This window comes from Polaribacter sp. BAL334, from assembly GCF_015767435.1.
Lineage (GTDB): Bacteria > Bacteroidota > Bacteroidia > Flavobacteriales > Flavobacteriaceae > Polaribacter.
Genome location: NZ_JADWOV010000293.1, coordinates 13255 through 29497 on the forward strand (window position 1 = coordinate 13255; position 16243 = coordinate 29497).

General features: G+C 31.3%; 20 protein-coding genes. 12 read left to right on the top strand and 8 right to left on the bottom strand.

Translation table 11 applies throughout. From position 1 onward, the window contains the following. Nucleotides 1–23 precede the first annotated feature (23 nt). The 5 genes from IU405_RS08735 to IU405_RS08755 all read right to left on the bottom strand — a co-directional run bounded on the left by IU405_RS08735 (nt 24) and on the right by IU405_RS08755 (nt 3527). Nucleotides 24–539: a hypothetical protein gene (locus IU405_RS08735; RefSeq protein WP_197438229.1), complete on the bottom strand. Its 516-nt coding sequence runs from the start codon at nt 537–539 to the stop codon at nt 24–26. Nucleotides 540–573: 34 nt separating this feature from the next. Then, on the bottom strand, nt 574–969 hold the full coding sequence (locus IU405_RS08740; RefSeq protein ID WP_197438230.1) for a hypothetical protein: 396 nt from the start codon (nt 967–969) through the stop codon (nt 574–576). A 50-nt stretch (nt 970–1019) separates the two neighbouring features. Further along, nucleotides 1020–2309, bottom strand: a complete 1290-nt coding sequence (locus IU405_RS08745) for an MORN repeat-containing protein (RefSeq protein WP_197438231.1) — start codon at nt 2307–2309, stop codon at nt 1020–1022. A gap of 12 nt (nt 2310–2321) precedes the next feature. Further along, nucleotides 2322–2687, bottom strand: coding sequence for a hypothetical protein (locus IU405_RS08750; RefSeq protein ID WP_197438232.1), 366 nt, complete (start codon nt 2685–2687; stop codon nt 2322–2324). 108 nt (nt 2688–2795) lie between these two features. Continuing rightward, on the bottom strand, nt 2796–3527 hold the full coding sequence (locus IU405_RS08755) for a hypothetical protein (protein ID WP_197438233.1): 732 nt from the start codon (nt 3525–3527) through the stop codon (nt 2796–2798). A 534-nt stretch (nt 3528–4061) separates the two neighbouring features. Here IU405_RS08755 and hisG point away from each other — a divergent pair. The 9 genes from hisG to hisIE all read left to right on the top strand — a co-directional run bounded on the left by hisG (nt 4062) and on the right by hisIE (nt 11758). After that, the gene (gene hisG, locus IU405_RS08760; protein WP_197438234.1) at nt 4062–4919 is read left to right on the top strand and encodes an ATP phosphoribosyltransferase; all 858 of its coding nucleotides are present in this window, start codon (nt 4062–4064) and stop codon (nt 4917–4919) included. 149 nt (nt 4920–5068) lie between these two features. Beyond that, nucleotides 5069–6358 (top strand): histidinol dehydrogenase, encoded by a 1290-nt coding sequence (gene hisD, locus IU405_RS08765; protein WP_197438235.1) that lies wholly within the window; start codon nt 5069–5071, stop codon nt 6356–6358. Between the two features lie 54 nt (nt 6359–6412). Beyond that, the gene (gene hisC / locus IU405_RS08770; RefSeq protein ID WP_197438236.1) at nt 6413–7471 is read left to right on the top strand and encodes a histidinol-phosphate transaminase; all 1059 of its coding nucleotides are present in this window, start codon (nt 6413–6415) and stop codon (nt 7469–7471) included. A gap of 34 nt (nt 7472–7505) precedes the next feature. After that, the gene (locus IU405_RS08775) at nt 7506–7796 is read left to right on the top strand and encodes a GIY-YIG nuclease family protein (protein ID WP_197438237.1); all 291 of its coding nucleotides are present in this window, start codon (nt 7506–7508) and stop codon (nt 7794–7796) included. Nucleotides 7797–7839: 43 nt separating this feature from the next. Then, nucleotides 7840–8949: a bifunctional histidinol-phosphatase/imidazoleglycerol-phosphate dehydratase HisB gene (gene hisB / locus IU405_RS08780; RefSeq protein ID WP_197438238.1), complete on the top strand. Its 1110-nt coding sequence runs from the start codon at nt 7840–7842 to the stop codon at nt 8947–8949. A gap of 73 nt (nt 8950–9022) precedes the next feature. Then, a complete protein-coding gene (hisH, locus tag IU405_RS08785; protein ID WP_197438239.1) occupies nt 9023–9616 on the top strand; it encodes an imidazole glycerol phosphate synthase subunit HisH in 594 nt (197 codons plus the stop codon). Between the two features lie 15 nt (nt 9617–9631). Then, nucleotides 9632–10369 (top strand): 1-(5-phosphoribosyl)-5-[(5-phosphoribosylamino)methylideneamino]imidazole-4-carboxamide isomerase, encoded by a 738-nt coding sequence (hisA, locus tag IU405_RS08790; RefSeq protein WP_197438240.1) that lies wholly within the window; start codon nt 9632–9634, stop codon nt 10367–10369. Nucleotides 10370–10401: 32 nt separating this feature from the next. Then, complete coding sequence (gene hisF, locus IU405_RS08795) at nt 10402–11157, top strand: imidazole glycerol phosphate synthase subunit HisF (RefSeq protein WP_197438241.1); 756 nt, start codon at nt 10402–10404, stop codon at nt 11155–11157. Between the two features lies 1 nt (nt 11158). Continuing rightward, nucleotides 11159–11758 (top strand): bifunctional phosphoribosyl-AMP cyclohydrolase/phosphoribosyl-ATP diphosphatase HisIE, encoded by a 600-nt coding sequence (gene hisIE, locus IU405_RS08800; RefSeq protein ID WP_197438242.1) that lies wholly within the window; start codon nt 11159–11161, stop codon nt 11756–11758. A gap of 58 nt (nt 11759–11816) precedes the next feature. Here the strand turns inward: hisIE and IU405_RS08805 are convergent, their stop codons facing one another. The 3 genes from IU405_RS08805 to IU405_RS08815 all read right to left on the bottom strand — a co-directional run bounded on the left by IU405_RS08805 (nt 11817) and on the right by IU405_RS08815 (nt 14522). Further along, nucleotides 11817–13004, bottom strand: a complete 1188-nt coding sequence (locus tag IU405_RS08805) for a S41 family peptidase (protein ID WP_197438243.1) — start codon at nt 13002–13004, stop codon at nt 11817–11819. Nucleotides 13005–13102: 98 nt separating this feature from the next. Continuing rightward, nucleotides 13103–13900 (bottom strand): LytTR family DNA-binding domain-containing protein, encoded by a 798-nt coding sequence (locus tag IU405_RS08810; protein WP_197438244.1) that lies wholly within the window; start codon nt 13898–13900, stop codon nt 13103–13105. Beyond that, nucleotides 13893–14522, bottom strand: a complete 630-nt coding sequence (locus tag IU405_RS08815) for a TMEM175 family protein (RefSeq protein WP_197438245.1) — start codon at nt 14520–14522, stop codon at nt 13893–13895. The genes IU405_RS08810 and IU405_RS08815 overlap by 8 nt, the downstream gene beginning before the upstream one ends. A gap of 109 nt (nt 14523–14631) precedes the next feature. On the opposite strand from IU405_RS08815, the gene IU405_RS08820 reads away from it, so the two are divergent. The 3 genes from IU405_RS08820 (at nt 14632) to IU405_RS08830 (ending at nt 16191) form a co-directional block, all read left to right on the top strand. Continuing rightward, nucleotides 14632–15519: an EamA family transporter gene (locus IU405_RS08820; RefSeq protein WP_197438246.1), complete on the top strand. Its 888-nt coding sequence runs from the start codon at nt 14632–14634 to the stop codon at nt 15517–15519. A gap of 90 nt (nt 15520–15609) precedes the next feature. Beyond that, entirely contained in the window at nt 15610–15813 is a 204-nt protein-coding gene (locus IU405_RS08825) for a hypothetical protein (RefSeq protein WP_197438247.1), read from the top strand. 174 nt (nt 15814–15987) lie between these two features. Further along, a complete protein-coding gene (locus IU405_RS08830) occupies nt 15988–16191 on the top strand; it encodes a hypothetical protein (RefSeq protein WP_197438248.1) in 204 nt (67 codons plus the stop codon). Nucleotides 16192–16243 lie beyond the last annotated feature (52 nt).

A 16243-nucleotide genomic window follows, 5' to 3' on the forward strand; every position in this document is an offset into this window, starting at 1 on the left:
AAACAAGCTTTTACGAATCTAAATTAATAACTGAGCATAATTGCAATTCGAGATAAAGCTGAAGTTTTTTTCCCAAGATAATTACGATTTTTTACAATAATATTATAGGCATTAATCATTGAGTTATACGTTTTTCCGCTATGAACTTTAGGTCTATTGTACATCCAATTACATTTTTCAACTAATGAATTTGCGGCATAATGCATCGCTCTTAAATATTCTTTTACTTGTTCAATATCATCATTATACTCCGATATGTTTTTGTTTTGTAATTGTTCTTCAACAGACAATGCATTATTGTAAGCAATATTACATTCGTTCATGAAAGCTTCAGTTGCGGAAGACAATTGAACAACTCTGTTTTTTTTTGCACTTCCATTATTTTCGGCATAAGGGCGAAGTTCTTCAAGATTTGATGCTATATAATCAGTACGAAGCCCCTGGTGTACTTGTTCAAATAATTTTGTAGATTGCGAGTAAGCATTAGTGTAACTTAAAAATATAATGACGGCTAAAAGTAGTATTTGTTTGCTTTTCATAAGACGTTAGTTTTTAATTATTTTTCTTGTTAATTTACCTTACCTCTCTTTCTTTATAATTAGTATCGTACAAAATATAATCAGGTATTTCATAGGGTTTAATTCTTTTGAATTTTATAGCAAATTCATCATTTGGAACATTCATATAAAGGAAACCATTTTTAAGGTAGATATAATAATTTCCTGACCATCCATCATTTTTTCTCATTCTGTACACATTTAAATTATAATCATATTTTAAGCGCATTAAATAATGTTGATCATTACCAGTGTAATAAAATCTAAAATGATCTCCAAAAGTATTGTCGTCTTCTATTAAACAAAGATATGCTGTACCTTCGCTATCTGTTTTTTTCCAAAAAGTTTCCTGTCCATAATTTATTGAAAATAAAAATATTAACAAAATTGTTATTAATTGTGTTTTTTTCATTTTTATAAAATTTAAATATTGAGATTACTACTTCTTTTTAATATTTTCATTTATTGATATTTTCCTTTAATCCATACTCCTTTTGAAAATGTTCCTTCTCTAAAAATATAAGTGCCATTTCCTTCTTTTAAATCATTTTTCCAATAACCAATATAGCATTCTAAATTTACATCAATACTAGTCATCAAACTTCCAAATCCATCATATTTTCCTTCTTTAAATTCTCCACAATATACCTTGCCAGACTTCGAATGATAATAACCATTACCATGCATAATTCCGTTTTTCCATGTTCCTATATACAAACCTCCTGTTGGAAAAATATAGTTACCATACCCATTTACACAATCCCCTGATATACATCCTTTTTTAGTTTTATCAATAAAATTATAAACTTTATAAGTTATTACATATTCAGAAGTAAGGGCATTATTTTTAAAAAAACCTTTAAGAACGCTACCATCATTTTTTATGAAAACTCCAATACCATGTTTATTTCCTTTTTGCCATGAACCCATATACTTATCGCCATTTTTATAAATTCGTATTCCAAAACCATTAAAATAACCATCTAAGAATTCACCAATATAATAACCTCTTTCAGAATCTATGCGTCCTACACCTGTTAGTTGTTTCTTTTTAAACATTCCCTGTCTTTTCATCCCAGATTCACTTACATATACTCCATAACCATTTTCACAATCACCTTCAAGGCAACCCATTTTGGGCTTGTCATTATTGCTTTGCTTGTATAAATTTACTATTCTTCTGGTTTCTTCAATTTCCTGCTGTATTCTTTTATTTTTATCTTCTTTGGATTCATAAGTTAACTCCCAACGAAATATTTCTTCCACCGTTTTATAAGACTGTCTGGCGTAATTTGCATTGGATAAAATGCTATGTATAGCGGAAACCATCTCGTTATAATATTGAATGACAGTTTCTCTTTTATGATTTAGATAATATAAACTATGGGCATTGTCTTTTACTAAGGCTGATTTGGTTTTTATTGTGGTAAAATTATCAATCAAATCATCTATTTCACTTACCCAATAACTTTTGCCTGCCTCATTTAACTTCACTTTCAGCTTTCTCGCATTGTAGATGCCTTTTCTAGCTTGTGTTTCGAGTCTGTTGGCATCTCTCATTATCATTGAAGCATATTCGTTTTCATTTGTTTCTCTTCTACCAACGTAAGGTTTTAGTGAAGCAATATGATTATCCATTTCTTCAGCAGAATATAATTTGTCTTCTTTTAAAATAGATAATATTTCAGCAGATTGGGCATTTAAATCAATTGCAGCTACAAAGCAAATTAGTAGTAAAAATATTTTTCTCATATTTATAATTTTTTAGTTATTTAATTCTCTTTTCTTTGGATATTCGAGCATTACTTTTCGTAAAATAAATTCACTTTCTTCGCTAAAATCATCTTCTAGAAATTTATTAGCTATTTCATCTAAATCGTTTTGCGAAATTGGATACTGCTTGCATTTTTCTTGAATTTCCTTATCATATACTTGTTTTTTGCCGAGTAAAATTCTGGCTTTATTATCAAGGATTAAACCAATTATACCTAAAAGAGCATAATCAGCTGTTTCGTATTCCTGTAATTTTATTTTATCGTATTCTGAAATTTTTGTATTACTTGCATACAACTTTTTCAGCAATTCAATTACATCAGATTCGGAATTATTTTTAAGAAACGTTTCTATCACAAAATTTATTTTAAAGCATTTTATTTCATGTGTTTAAATTGATTTCTTTATTGCTCACATGTAATAGCCATTTAATCATTCTCAGTTGCTATGGTGTTAATCTCATGGCTATTTCATCTTAAATGCACCGCTATCAATCAATTGCTGCCCGGTTTTACCACCAAGATCAACGACATCAATGCGAATTCCCTTCAAAGTATTTGCTCGCATGGTGCCAGTTGCAATTTCTTTGTCAATAAAATCGACAAGTGTTTCAGGTTTTCCATTAACGATTTCTACAGCGTTAAAATCTATCTCAAACTCTTCATCATAAAATAAAACATCATCGTATAGATCAATAATTCCCCTAAAAAGTGCATACTTATAAAAATGCATACTTCGACTTGTATTGCTTTTAGGATCTTTGGCACAAATCATTTTATTTTTATATTGATTTAAAAATCCATAAAACTTTTTATTGAAATCTTTATCGTTTATATCTAGTCCTATTTGATTTGCAATTTTTTCTTTAAATTTAGCCGCACTAAAACCTTGAGTCAAAGACTGCTCTAAATTTAGACAAGCAGCAATAGCCGCTCCTTCAATTTGCTCAGGTGTGTATTCCTGCACTTGGTTTTGGTATAAGGCTTGCGTAGGATAAAGTGCTATGAACTCTTCTATATATTCTTTTAGTTTACAGCCACAGTCTTCAGGGTTGTTTTCAACAGAAGCAAGCGCTGTTTGTAGGTTTTGTAGTAAAATAATGTGCGGTGCTTGGTTTGCTTTCGTGGGTGTAGTTGCTTGCATGCTACTAAAAGTGGCAAGTCCAAGTATAAAAAATAAAATTTTAAGTATTTTCATTGTCTTGATTTTTTATAAATTTATTTTGAAGGATAATATTTCTTTTGACACAGTTTATTAAGCATACTCCAACTAACAAAAACAATTTTATAAAAATATTTTAAGATTTACAAAGGAAAATTGATATTTTCTGTAAAATAACTAAGATTCAGAATACAGTTCTAAAAAAACAATATGAGACAATAAAATGTTTTAATAAATTATTTCACAAATACAGCAAAACTTTTATTTATAAACTAAAATACTAATCTTTGCTCAATCTTTTATTTCAAAATACTCATTTTCCCAAAACAATCATAAATAAGTTCACTTTTTCTATTTTTCCTTTGGTGATTTAAAAATAAAATTTCGATATTTGCACATCATTTAAAAAAGACATGACATTTATTCAAAAACATCATCATCATTTTTACAATTGCTCTCAAGCGATTTAAAAATGTATTGAATAAATTCAAGATATTTATAAACCCGTTTGAGCAAATCAAACGGGTTTTTAGTTGAATCCATTTTGCTCAAACACCTAATCAATAAAAAATGAGTAACTTACGAATTGCAATTCAGAAAGCAGGAAGATTACATGACGAATCCATGGAAATCTTGAAAGACATTGGTATTTCTATTGATAATGGAAAAGACCAACTCAAAGCCGCTGCAAGGGATTTTCCTGTAGAAGTTTTTTATTTACGAAATGGCGATATTCCTCAATATTTGCGAGATGGAGTGGTAGATGCAGCCATCATTGGCGAAAATATTTTGATAGAAAAAGGAAGCGATTTACCTTTTGTGGAACGTTTGGGGTTTTCAAAGTGCAAGGTTTCTATTGCAGTCCCCAAAGAATCTGACGCTACTTGTTTGAAAGATTTGGCTGGAAAAGAAATCGCCACTTCGTATCCTGAAACGGTAAAACGTTTTTTAGAGGCACAAGGCATTACAGCAAAATTGCACATTATCAATGGTTCAGTAGAAATTGCGCCCAATATTGGGTTGGCAGATGGTATTTGCGACATCGTTTCTAGCGGAAGCACGCTTTTCAAAAACGGCTTGAAAGAGATTGAAGTGTTGCTAAAATCGGAAGCTGTGTTGGCAGTTTCCCCTAAAATGGATGATGAACGCAAAGCCATTTTAGCGAAAATTCAATTCAGAATTCAGTCTGTATTAAAAGGACGAAATTCCAAATACATTTTATTAAATGCACCTAATGACAAATTGCCCGAAATCATCAAAATATTACCAGGAATGAGAAGTCCTACAGTATTGCCCTTAGCAGAAAAAGGCTGGACTTCTGTGCACACAGTGATTTCAAAAAATCAATTCTGGGAAATTATTGACGAACTAAAAAGCAAAGGTGCAGAAGGAATTTTGGTGTGTCCTATTGAAAAAATGGTTTTGTAGATTTTTTTAAAAATCTACAAAACCATGCTGAACTCATTTCAGCTTCAAAGTAGTTGAACTCGTCATAAAACATAATAAGTTCTGTTAATTTTAAAAAAAAAAGAATAATAGACCCTGAAACAAGTTCAGGGTTGATTAACAAGTTAATCATGAAAACAATACTGAATCCCAATCAAAAAGATTGGAAAAAAATCTTAGAAAGACCCACAAAAACGGTGGATGACATTGAAAAAACGGTGTTACAGATTTTTGATGACGTTCAAAAAAACGGAGATTTTGCCGTTGATAAATACACACAATTGTTTGACGGAGTTTCCATTGGCAATAAATTCGTTTCTTCGGATGAAATTGCAACAGCCATTTCATTGATTGATAGTGATTTGAAAGAAGCAATTCGAGTGGCTCATCAAAATATCACCATCTTTCACAAAGCCCAAAAAACCGAAAAAGTAAGCGTAGAAACATATAGAGGCGTTCGTTGTTGGCAAGAAAAAAGACCAATTCAAAAAGTAGGATTTTACATTCCTGGTGGCACAGCCCCTTTATTTTCAACAGTATTGATGTTGGCAATTCCTGCACAAATAGCAGGTTGTAAAGAAATTGTTTTGTGTTCACCACCCAACAAAGAAGGGAAAATCCATCCTGCCATTTTGTATGCAGCGCACTTATGTGGTGTTTCAAAAATCATCAAAGTAGGAGGTATTCAAGCCATTGCAGCATTCACTTTTGGTACTGAAAGCATTCCACAAGTGTATAAAATATTTGGCCCAGGAAATCAGTTTGTAACGGTTGCGAAACAATTAGCCACCAAATACGGAGTGGCTATTGACATGCCTGCAGGTCCTAGCGAATTATTAGTAGTTGCAGATGACTCAGCATATGCAAGTTATGTGGCCGCAGATTTATTGAGTCAGGCAGAGCATGGAACTGATAGTCAAGTAGTTTTGGTCTCTACATCTAAAGTATTGATTGAAGAAGTTTCTACTGAAATTTCAAAGCAATTGGCTGTATTACCAAGAGTAGCAATCGCCACAAAAGCCATCGAAAACTCGAAATCTATTTACTTAGAAAATGACCAACTTTGTTTGGATTTGATCAATGAATATGGCCCTGAGCATTTTATTGTTGCCACCAAAAACAATGATTTTTATGTGGATAATATCGAAAATGCAGGTTCTGTTTTTATCGGAAATTATACCCCAGAAAGTGCAGGAGATTATGCTTCAGGAACCAATCATACATTGCCCACAAATGGATTTAGCAAAGCCTATTCAGGTGTCAATTTAGATAGCTTTTTGAAAAGTATTACCTTTCAAGAAATTTCGAAAGAAGGCATCAAAAAATTGGGGAAATCCATTGAAATCATGGCTGAAGCAGAAGGATTGCACGCTCACAAAAACGCAGTTACATTACGTTTAAAAGAATTAGATACTAACTAATGTCACTTCGAGTGATTTTGAGGAACGAAAAATGGTATCGAGAAGTTTATCTATATGAAAAATAATTTCAACTTACATACTCTCATAAGAGAAAATATAAAGTCTTTAAAACCCTATTCCTCTGCAAGAGATGAATATAAGGATGTGGCAATCAATGATATGATTTTTTTGGATGCCAATGAAAATCCCTTTGAAAATGGTGTGAATCGCTATCCTGATCCGCAACAACTTACCGTAAAAAAGGTCTTGGCAAACCTCAAAAATGTTTCTGAAAAAAACATTTTGTTGGGCAATGGAAGTGATGAAGTATTGGATTTGATATTTCGTGCTTTTTGCGAACCCAATAAAGACAATATCATCACATTGCCACCAACGTATGGAATGTATTCCGTTTTGGCAGCACTCAACGCAATTGAAGACCGAAAAGTATTGTTGTCAAGGGATTTTCAACCACAAATTCCTCCAATTTTAGCGGCTGTTGATGACAATTCGAAAGTGTTATTTTTATGTTCGCCAAACAATCCTTCAGGGAATAGTTTTACGGAGGAAGCTGTTGAAACTTTATTGAAAAATTTCTCAGGTTTGGTAGTCATTGACGAAGCCTATATTGATTTTTCAGCACAAGAAAGTTGGTTGAGAAAACTGAATGAATATCCCAATTTGGTCATCACTCAAACCCTTTCAAAAGCTTATGGAATGGCGGGAATTCGTTTGGGAATTTGTTATGCTTCCGAAGAAATTATCCGCATTTTAAACAACATCAAACCACCTTACAATATCAACGAATTGACGCAGCAAAAAGCATTGGAGCGTTTGCAAGATCGAGAAGGAGTTGCCCAAGAAATTGAAACGATTTTATCCGAAAGAAATCACTTGTCAATTGCCTTGGAAGAGATTTCATTTATCGAAAAAATCTATGCATCTGATGCCAATTTTATTCTGATAAAAGTAGATGATGCCACTAAAAGATACAACGAATTGATTGAAAAAGGGATCGTAATTCGAAACAGAACTACCCAACCTTTGTGTGAAAACACGCTGCGTTTGACTGTTGGAACTAAGGAAGAGAATGAGAAATTAATGAAAGAACTTTCATTAATTTCGAAATCCTGAACTTGTTTCAGGAAATTTATAATGTAAAGATAGTATGGATGATCAACAAAAATTCTATTGTTATTTATTGTCAAATAAAAAAAGAACACTTTTGTACATTGGTTATTCAGAGAATTTGAAAAGAAGAGTTGAGCAACATAAAGCTGGAAGAGGAGCTTTATTTACAAAAAAATATAGTGTTTTTGAATTGATTTATTTCGAAGAGTTTTTATCTAAAGAAAAAGCTAAAAGCAGAGAAAAGCAATTAAAAAATTGGCATAAAGAATGGAAATGGAATCTTGTAAAAGAATCCAATCCAACATTAAAAGAGTTAAATAGTTATTAAATATGATCCTGAAACAAGTTCAGGATTGATTAACAAGTTAATCATGAAAAAAGTATTATTTATAGACAGAGATGGCACATTAGTAATAGAGCCACCTATTGATTATCAATTAGATAGTTTGGAAAAACTGGAGTTTTATCCAGGTGTTTTTCGTTGGTTGGGCAAAATTGCAGAAGAATTGGAATACGAATTGGTGATGTTAACCAATCAAGATGGATTGGGAACCACTTCTTTTCCTGAAGAAACTTTTTGGCCTGCGCACACTAAAATGATGAAAGCTTTTGAAAATGAGGGAATTGTTTTTACAGATGTGTTGATTGACAAATCATTTCCTCATGAAAATGCGCCTACTAGAAAACCGAGAACTGGATTGCTGACCAAGTATTTTTCTGATGACTATGATTTGAAAAATTCGTATGTCATTGGTGATCGTTTAACCGATATTGAATTGGCAGAAAACTTGAATGCTAAAGGAATCTTCATCAGCAATGATGACAATCTAAACTACAAAAACGATACTCAAATCTTAAAAACGACCCATTGGAAAACCATTTTCGAGTTTTTAAAAGCCAAACAACGCACAGGAAGCATCATCAGAAATACCAATGAAACAAAAATTGCGATTGACATCAATTTAGATGGCACAGGAAAAAGCAATATTCATACAGGAATTGCTTTTTTTGATCATATGTTGGATCAAATTGCACGTCATGGACAATTGGATTTGAACATCAAAGTGGATGGCGATTTGGAAGTAGACGAACATCACACGATTGAAGACACTGCCATTGCTTTGGGCGAATTGTTTGCTGTGACTTTGGGAAATAAATTAGGCATAGAACGTTATGGATTTTCGTTGCCCATGGACGATTGTTTTGCGCAAGCAGCAATTGATTTTGGCGGACGAAATTGGTTGGTTTGGGAAGCAGATTTCAAACGAGAAATGATTGGACAAATGCCCACAGAAATGTTTTTTCATTTCTTTAAATCCTTTACTGATGGTGCAAAATGCAATTTAAACATCAAAGCAGAAGGTACAAACGAACACCACAAAATCGAGGCAATTTTCAAAGCTTTTGCAAAATCCATCAAAATGGCAGTAAAAAGAGATGTGGAGAAGATGATTTTGCCGAGTACGAAAGGAATGCTTTAAAAGTGTTGAATTATAAATTTTTAGTTTTAAGTAAATCAATTTAAAACTAAACACTAAAAACTAAAAACTAATTATGAAACTCATAATTATTGATTACGGAGCAGGAAATATCAAAAGCATTCAATTTGCGTTTAAAAGATTGGGAGTTGAAGCGATTTTAACCAATGATATTGACACCATAAAATCGGCTGACAAAGTTATTTTTCCTGGAGTTGGAGAGGCAAGTTCAGCTATGAAAATGCTGATTGAAAGTGGATTGCATGCAGTAATTCCCACTTTAAAACAACCCGTTTTGGGAATATGTTTGGGAATGCAATTGATGTGTAATTCTACGGAAGAAGGAAACACCAAAGGTTTGGGGATTTTTGATGTTGCTGTAAAAAAGTTTTCAAATACTGTTAAAGTCCCACAAATGGGTTGGAATGTGATTACAAATTTACGGTCTGATTTGTTTAAAGGAATTAAAGAAAACGAATTTATGTATTTGGTGCATAGTTTTTATGCAGAAAGTTGTGAGGAAGCCATTGCAACCACAGATTACGAATTGGAATATTCCTCAGCTTTGCAAAAAGATAATTTTTATGGAGTTCAGTTTCATCCAGAGAAGAGTGGAATAGAAGGAGAAAAAATTCTAAAGAATTTTTTGGAACTAAAAACTAACAACTAAAAACTAACAACTATTTTGAGAATCATCCCAGCCATAGACATTATTGACGGAAAGTGTGTTCGTTTGACAAAAGGCGATTACAATACAAAGAAGATTTACAACGAAAATCCGTTGGAAGTTGCGAAAGAATTTGAAGCTGCAGGTATTCAATATTTGCATGTAGTTGATTTGGATGGAGCCAAAGCAAGTCAAATTATCAACTATAAAGTATTAGAAGAAATTGCTTCAAAAACCAATTTGAAAATTGATTTTGGTGGCGGATTAAAGGCTGATAAAGATTTGGAAATTGCATTTAATTCAGGTGCAAATCAAATTACTGGAGGCAGTATTGCAGTGAAAAATCCAACAATTTTTGAAGGTTGGATTGCCAAATTTGGAGCAGAGAAAATCATTTTAGGCGCAGATTTTTATCCAGATGCAAAAGGTGGAAAAATAGCTACCAATGGTTGGCAAGAAGAAAGTGAATTGGCATTGATTCCGTTTATACAATCGTATCAAACCAAAGGAATTCACTATGTAATTTGTACAGATATTTCCAAAGACGGCATGTTGCAAGGACCTAGTTTTGAGATCTATAGTGAGATTTTATCTGAAACAACAAACCTAAAACTCATTGCTTCAGGAGGAATTTCAACTTTTGACGAAATCCCAAAACTAGCTGAAATAGGTTGTGAAGGAGTGATTATTGGAAAAGCGATTTATGAAAATAAAATCAGTTTGAAACAATTAGAGAATTTTATATTAACGAAATAAATTCCTTCCCTTTTGGAAGGTTAGATGGGCTAATGTTAACAAAAAGAATCATTCCTTGTTTGGATATTAAAAACGGACGTACTGTAAAAGGCGTTAATTTTGTGAATTTGATTGATGCTGGAGATCCTGTGGTTTTGGCAAAACAATATGCAGATTTAGGTGCTGATGAATTGGTTTTTCTAGACATTTCCGCAACTTTAGAAGGCAGAAAAACCATGATTGAAATGGTGCATCAAGTAGCAGAACAAGTAAATATTCCGTTTACTGTAGGAGGTGGAATTTCATCCGTAGAAAACGTCAATGAACTCTTGAAATGGGGTGCAGATAAGGTTTCTATCAATTCTTCTGCCGTAAAAAGACCTGATTTAATCAATGAATTGGCTGAGAAATTTGGGAGTCAATGTGTGGTTGTTGCCATTGATGCCAAACAAATTGAGGGTGAATGGTTTGTGCATTTGGCAGGAGGTACCATCCCAACAGAAATCAAGCTTTTTGATTGGGCAAAAGAGGTTGAGAAACGGGGTGCAGGCGAAATTTTATTTACCTCCATGAATCATGATGGCACTAAAAACGGATTTGCAAATGAAGCCTTGGCAACCTTGTCCAATTTGGTAAATATTCCTATTATTGCTTCTGGTGGCGCAGGAAATATGCAACATTTTGTGGATACATTCAAAGAAGGAAAAGCAGATGCAGCTTTGGCAGCAAGCGTTTTTCACTTTGGAGAAATTCCGATTTTGGATTTAAAACAAGAATTAAAAAGGAATCATATTCCTGTAAGACTTTAATATGAAAATAGATTTTAATAAAAATTACGATGGTTTAGTCCCTGCAATTATTCAAGATGTTACTACGAAAAACGTTTTGATGTTGGGCTATATGAACGAAGAAGCGTACCAAAAAACGATTGATACAAAGTTGGTTACGTTTTTTTCACGAACTAAAAACCGCCTTTGGACAAAAGGAGAAGAAAGTGGTAATGTGCTTACTTTGGTGGATATGAAATTGGATTGTGATAACGATACTTTATTGATTTCTGTACATCCAACAGGACCCACTTGTCATAATGGAACAGATACTTGCTGGGCTGAAAATAATGCACAAAACTTCGGATTTTTAACCCATTTAGAAAATACTATTGCTGACAGAATTCAAAATTCAGATACCGAAAAAAGCTATGTAGCTTCATTGTTTGCAAAAGGAATTAATAAAATTGCACAGAAAGTAGGAGAGGAGGCAATAGAAGTGGTGATTGAAGCAAAAGACAATAATAATGACCTTTTTTTGAATGAAAGTGCTGATTTATTGTTTCATTATTTGATGTTATTGCAAGCAAAAGGCTTCAAAATACATGATGTTGTAGAAGTTTTAAAAGGGAGAGAAAAGTAGGGGATTACAGATTTATTCTCTTCTAATTAAAAATAAATTTCATTATTTTATAATAAGATTATGAACGCTTTTGGATAATCTCCAGCGTTTGCTGAATCCAATCTTTATCGAAATCTAATTGGATTTCTGGTGAAATTCCTTTACTTTCAAATTCAAAATATTCATGAAAATCCATATCTGTTGGGGTTATTTCAAAATATCCAGAAGGCGAATTGTATGAATATCCATAATTCATGCCATATGAAATTACTCCTCTTGTAGTTTGTCCTAGATGTGTTGCATTTTTTAATTTTCTCAATTTATGCGTGAATTGCTCTCCATTACTTCCTGTAAAACAGTTGGTTAAAATATACACAATTTTGTTTTTTAGAAGTTTTAAATACACATCAGAAAATTTTTTATTACCACCAGCATTATTTCTAAGGTCAACAATAATATTTTGTGCGGTTAATTTGTCTTTTACAGATTCATAAAAAGCTTGATGTTCTTTTTTGTTTCTGTTGCTAAAATGACCAAAATACAAATATTGAGTAGTATCATTGAGTTGTTTAAATTCCCAATTTGTTTGCCCTTTAATTGGCAACTCTTCATTGGCAGTATTTCCAATTTTTTTATAGCCCCAAATTCTTCCGTTTTCAAGTGTCAAAGATTTCAATAAACTTGGCGTTTTTTGCTCAATATGATAATCATATAAATGATATTTTGAATCCTGAATAGGAGTTGCTTCAAACTTAATATCACCCATTTTCCATTGTGGAAGTTTGCTTTCTAAGACGATTCCTGTCAATTTTGATTTCGAATTATGATACATTACTCCAATGATTAACTCATCTTTATAAGAATACAAACCTTCAATATCAGTCAAGGATTTTTTAGATAAACTATCTTTTAAATTTTCAGGATTGATTTGAGGTAAAAGGTTTGAAGTATAGTTTTGTAAACCATTGTATTTTTTTGAAACAGCAATATTTGAATGCACATCATTTATCAATAACAGCTGTTTTTGTAGATATTTAAAGCACGTTTCTATAGAAATTGGTTCATTCATTTTAGATGATAATTCAGTGAAAGTTGTTTCAAATGCTTTCAATTTTTCTCCTTTAATTTGTTTTTTATAGGAAGGCATTTTTTGTATTTTTTCAACCATAAAATCCAACTCTTTTTTGCAATCGCAAACCTCATTTTGACTATAAGAGGTATTAAAAACAAATAAAATAAATGCTAAAATTGAGATGCTTTTTTTCATGATACTATTATTTTTGATGTTATATTTTCTGATACAAATGTAGAAATGAAAAATCAGTAAACTTAATAATAATAATAAGCTTTTGGGGTGAAATTCAGTTATTCTGTGGTAGAATTCAAAACAGTTTTTACTTCATTTTGATAGGTTTTAGAAACAGGCACTTCTATGTGGTGAAATAACAACACAAATAGCTTTCCTTTTTCTGTTTTCCATTGTAAAAAATGAAAAGGATTGATGATAAAAGAACGATGAGTTCTTAACAATTCAGGAAATTCATCATCAATAACAGATAACTTATTTCGAATCAAACTCTTTTTAAGTTGATTTCCTGACAAATAAAAAACTTCTATATAATTGTCTGATGATTGAATACAAATCAAATCGTTTAAAAACAATCGCAAACCCTCATAACTTCCTTCACCTTTGATTTCAATTTTCTGAGCCTCTATTTTTTTGTTTTTGTATTTTCCAAAAGCATATCTGCCAAAAATAATAATTGGTAAAATGGTTAAAAATGCAGGAATAATTACTTTTTTTAAATGATAATTCAATGGATAAGGATTGGGTTCGTCAGGAACAATTACGAACAAATAAAACAATCTAGCCATTAAAGCGCTTACAAAAACAAATATCAAAAAGAAGAAAATTTCAGTTTTTACAAACCAATTTTTATCATTTTTTAGATATAAATATTGTTGAACTGGTAAAAAAATTAGATAACAAAAAGCGCCCAATAATCCATACAAAGGCAAATAAATGAGTTTTTCTGAATCACCAAACTCATTTACATCTAAAGGTTCTGTAAAAAAAAGAAATACAAAAATCCAAATAGCTAACGAAAAAGCTATTATAAAATGATGTTTTATAGAGGAATCAAATGGATATTTTTTATTCAATTATTGTTTCTTTTAACTGTTTTTTCTTAAAATGTCTGGTCAATAAAAATTCAAAAAAGAACAAAAGAATAAATAGAATTCTTGCAATTGTTGGAATATAAAATGCTAAAAAACCCGCAATTAACCAAATTAAAAAAGCATTTAATGCTCTGTATTTGAAGTATGTAGCTAAAATAGGTGTGATTCCTGTAAGTCCTTTTTCTTTTTTGGGGATGTAAATATTTAGTAAAAAATTAAAAAAACCGATAGCAGCCAAATTAAAACAATAAAAAGCAAAAGGGCCTTTGTAACTGAATCCTTTCACATAAAAAGCAGTAGAAAAGGGGAGTAGTACAATAAAAAATAATAGAAAAATATTGTACCAAAGTATTTTTGTATCAATTGTCGAAGCATATTTCATGATTCTCATATGTCCAATCCAATAAATTGCAGTCACTAAAAAACTGACTATCAATCCAATAAAACTTGGAATTCTATTTTGTAAAATTAAAAGAGTATTTCCAGTTTGCAACTCTGAATAACTAGGAATTACAACTTCCAATACAAGTAAAGTCATTGCAATAGAAAATACTGCATCACTAAAACTAATGAATCTTGATTTATCAAAAATTTCTTTTTCCATTTTTTAGAATTGTTAAGATTCAAATATAAACATTTCCCGAATTTGAATTGAATAAAATTCAAATTCAGTTATTTTTTAATAGTATTTTTGCTGCGTTAAAAAACAACCATTGAAAAATTCAAAACTACTCATCATTCTTGCTTTTATTGCGATATACGTTATTTGGGGTTCTACGTATTTATTCAATAAAATTGCAGTTACTGAATTGCCTCCATTTTTTTTAGCGTCCATTCGTTTTTTTGTTGCTGGAAGTCTGATGATTCTTTTGGCGAAGATTTTTAAACAAGATTTACGCATTTCTAAAAAGCAATTGACAAATTCAATGATTGCATCCTTTTTCTTTCTGATTTATGGAAATGGCGTTTTTGTATGGGCTTTAAAATATGTTGACAGTGGTTTTGGAGCGTTAATTTCTGCATCACAACCTATATTTGTGTTGCTTTTGCTGCGTTTGATTGATAGAAAACCAATGAAAAGAAAATCAATAATTGGAATTTCTTTAGGAATGTTTGGCATGTATTTATTGGTGAGTCAACAAGAATTAACCACTTCAGAAAACAGTTTATTGGGAATTTTCATGATTTTAACCTGTGTTTTAAGTTGGAGTTATGGAAGTGTTTTTGTATCAAAAGCACAATTACCAAAAAGTTTTATGGTAAGTACAGGCTATCAAATGCTTTTTGCAGGAGCTGTTTTATGTTTCGCAAGTCTTAGTTTTCAAGAAGAATGGATTTCACCATTTGATTGGAGTCCAAAAGTGTTAGGATCGTTGATTTTTTTAATCATTTTTGGTGGAATTGTTGCGTTTACATCCTTTAATTATCTTTTAAAAGCAGTTGATACTGAGAAAGTTTCCACTTCAGCGTATGTAAATCCTGTAATTGCATTACTGTTAGGTTGGTTTTTTCTGGATGAAATTTTGACGACTCAATCAATTATAGCTTCAATAATTTTATTGACAGGAGTGTACTTTATAACCACAGTAAAGAAAATTTAATTGTTGATTTTCAGTATTTTCAATAAAAAATTAACAAATTTTTGAATTTTAAAAAAAAATTGTATATTTGTTTCACTAAATTTCACCCCTATGAAACATTTGAATTTAACAGCTGCTGAGCAGTCTGTGCTTAATGCCGTTCGTAACGAACCCCTAACTAGCTCCGAAATCTTAAAAAAAGTTGACAATGTTCCAATGATTTTATCATTGTATAACATTTTAGACGAATTAAAAAGTAAAGGAGTTTTAAAAAGTTTTGTAAAACAAGATAGAAAATATCACTGCGCAAGCTAATAGATCTTTTTTGTCAATCTGTAAAAAAGCATTGTTTTTTAATAGAAACAATGCTTTTTATTTTACCATTCAACTTCATTTTTTTTCCATTCAAAGATTTAGAACTTCGTTTAATCGAATATTTATGTCCAAAAATTAATTTCATTTTAATTTTACGGTATAAATATAAATCCCATGTCAACAGAAAATTTAACCCCAGTAGAATTAGCAGTAGTAAATCTTATCAAAGAACAACCTTTAACAAGTTTTCAAATCTTAAAGAAAGTTGAATCTATTTCAATGATTCTTGTTTTGTATACCGTTATTGATGATTTGAAAAATAAAGGAATTGTAAAAAGTTATATTGAGCAAAATGTGAAATATCATTGTGTTGCTTAAATTTTATTCATCAACAAACTGTACATAATTTATTGTAATATAAATGTATTTT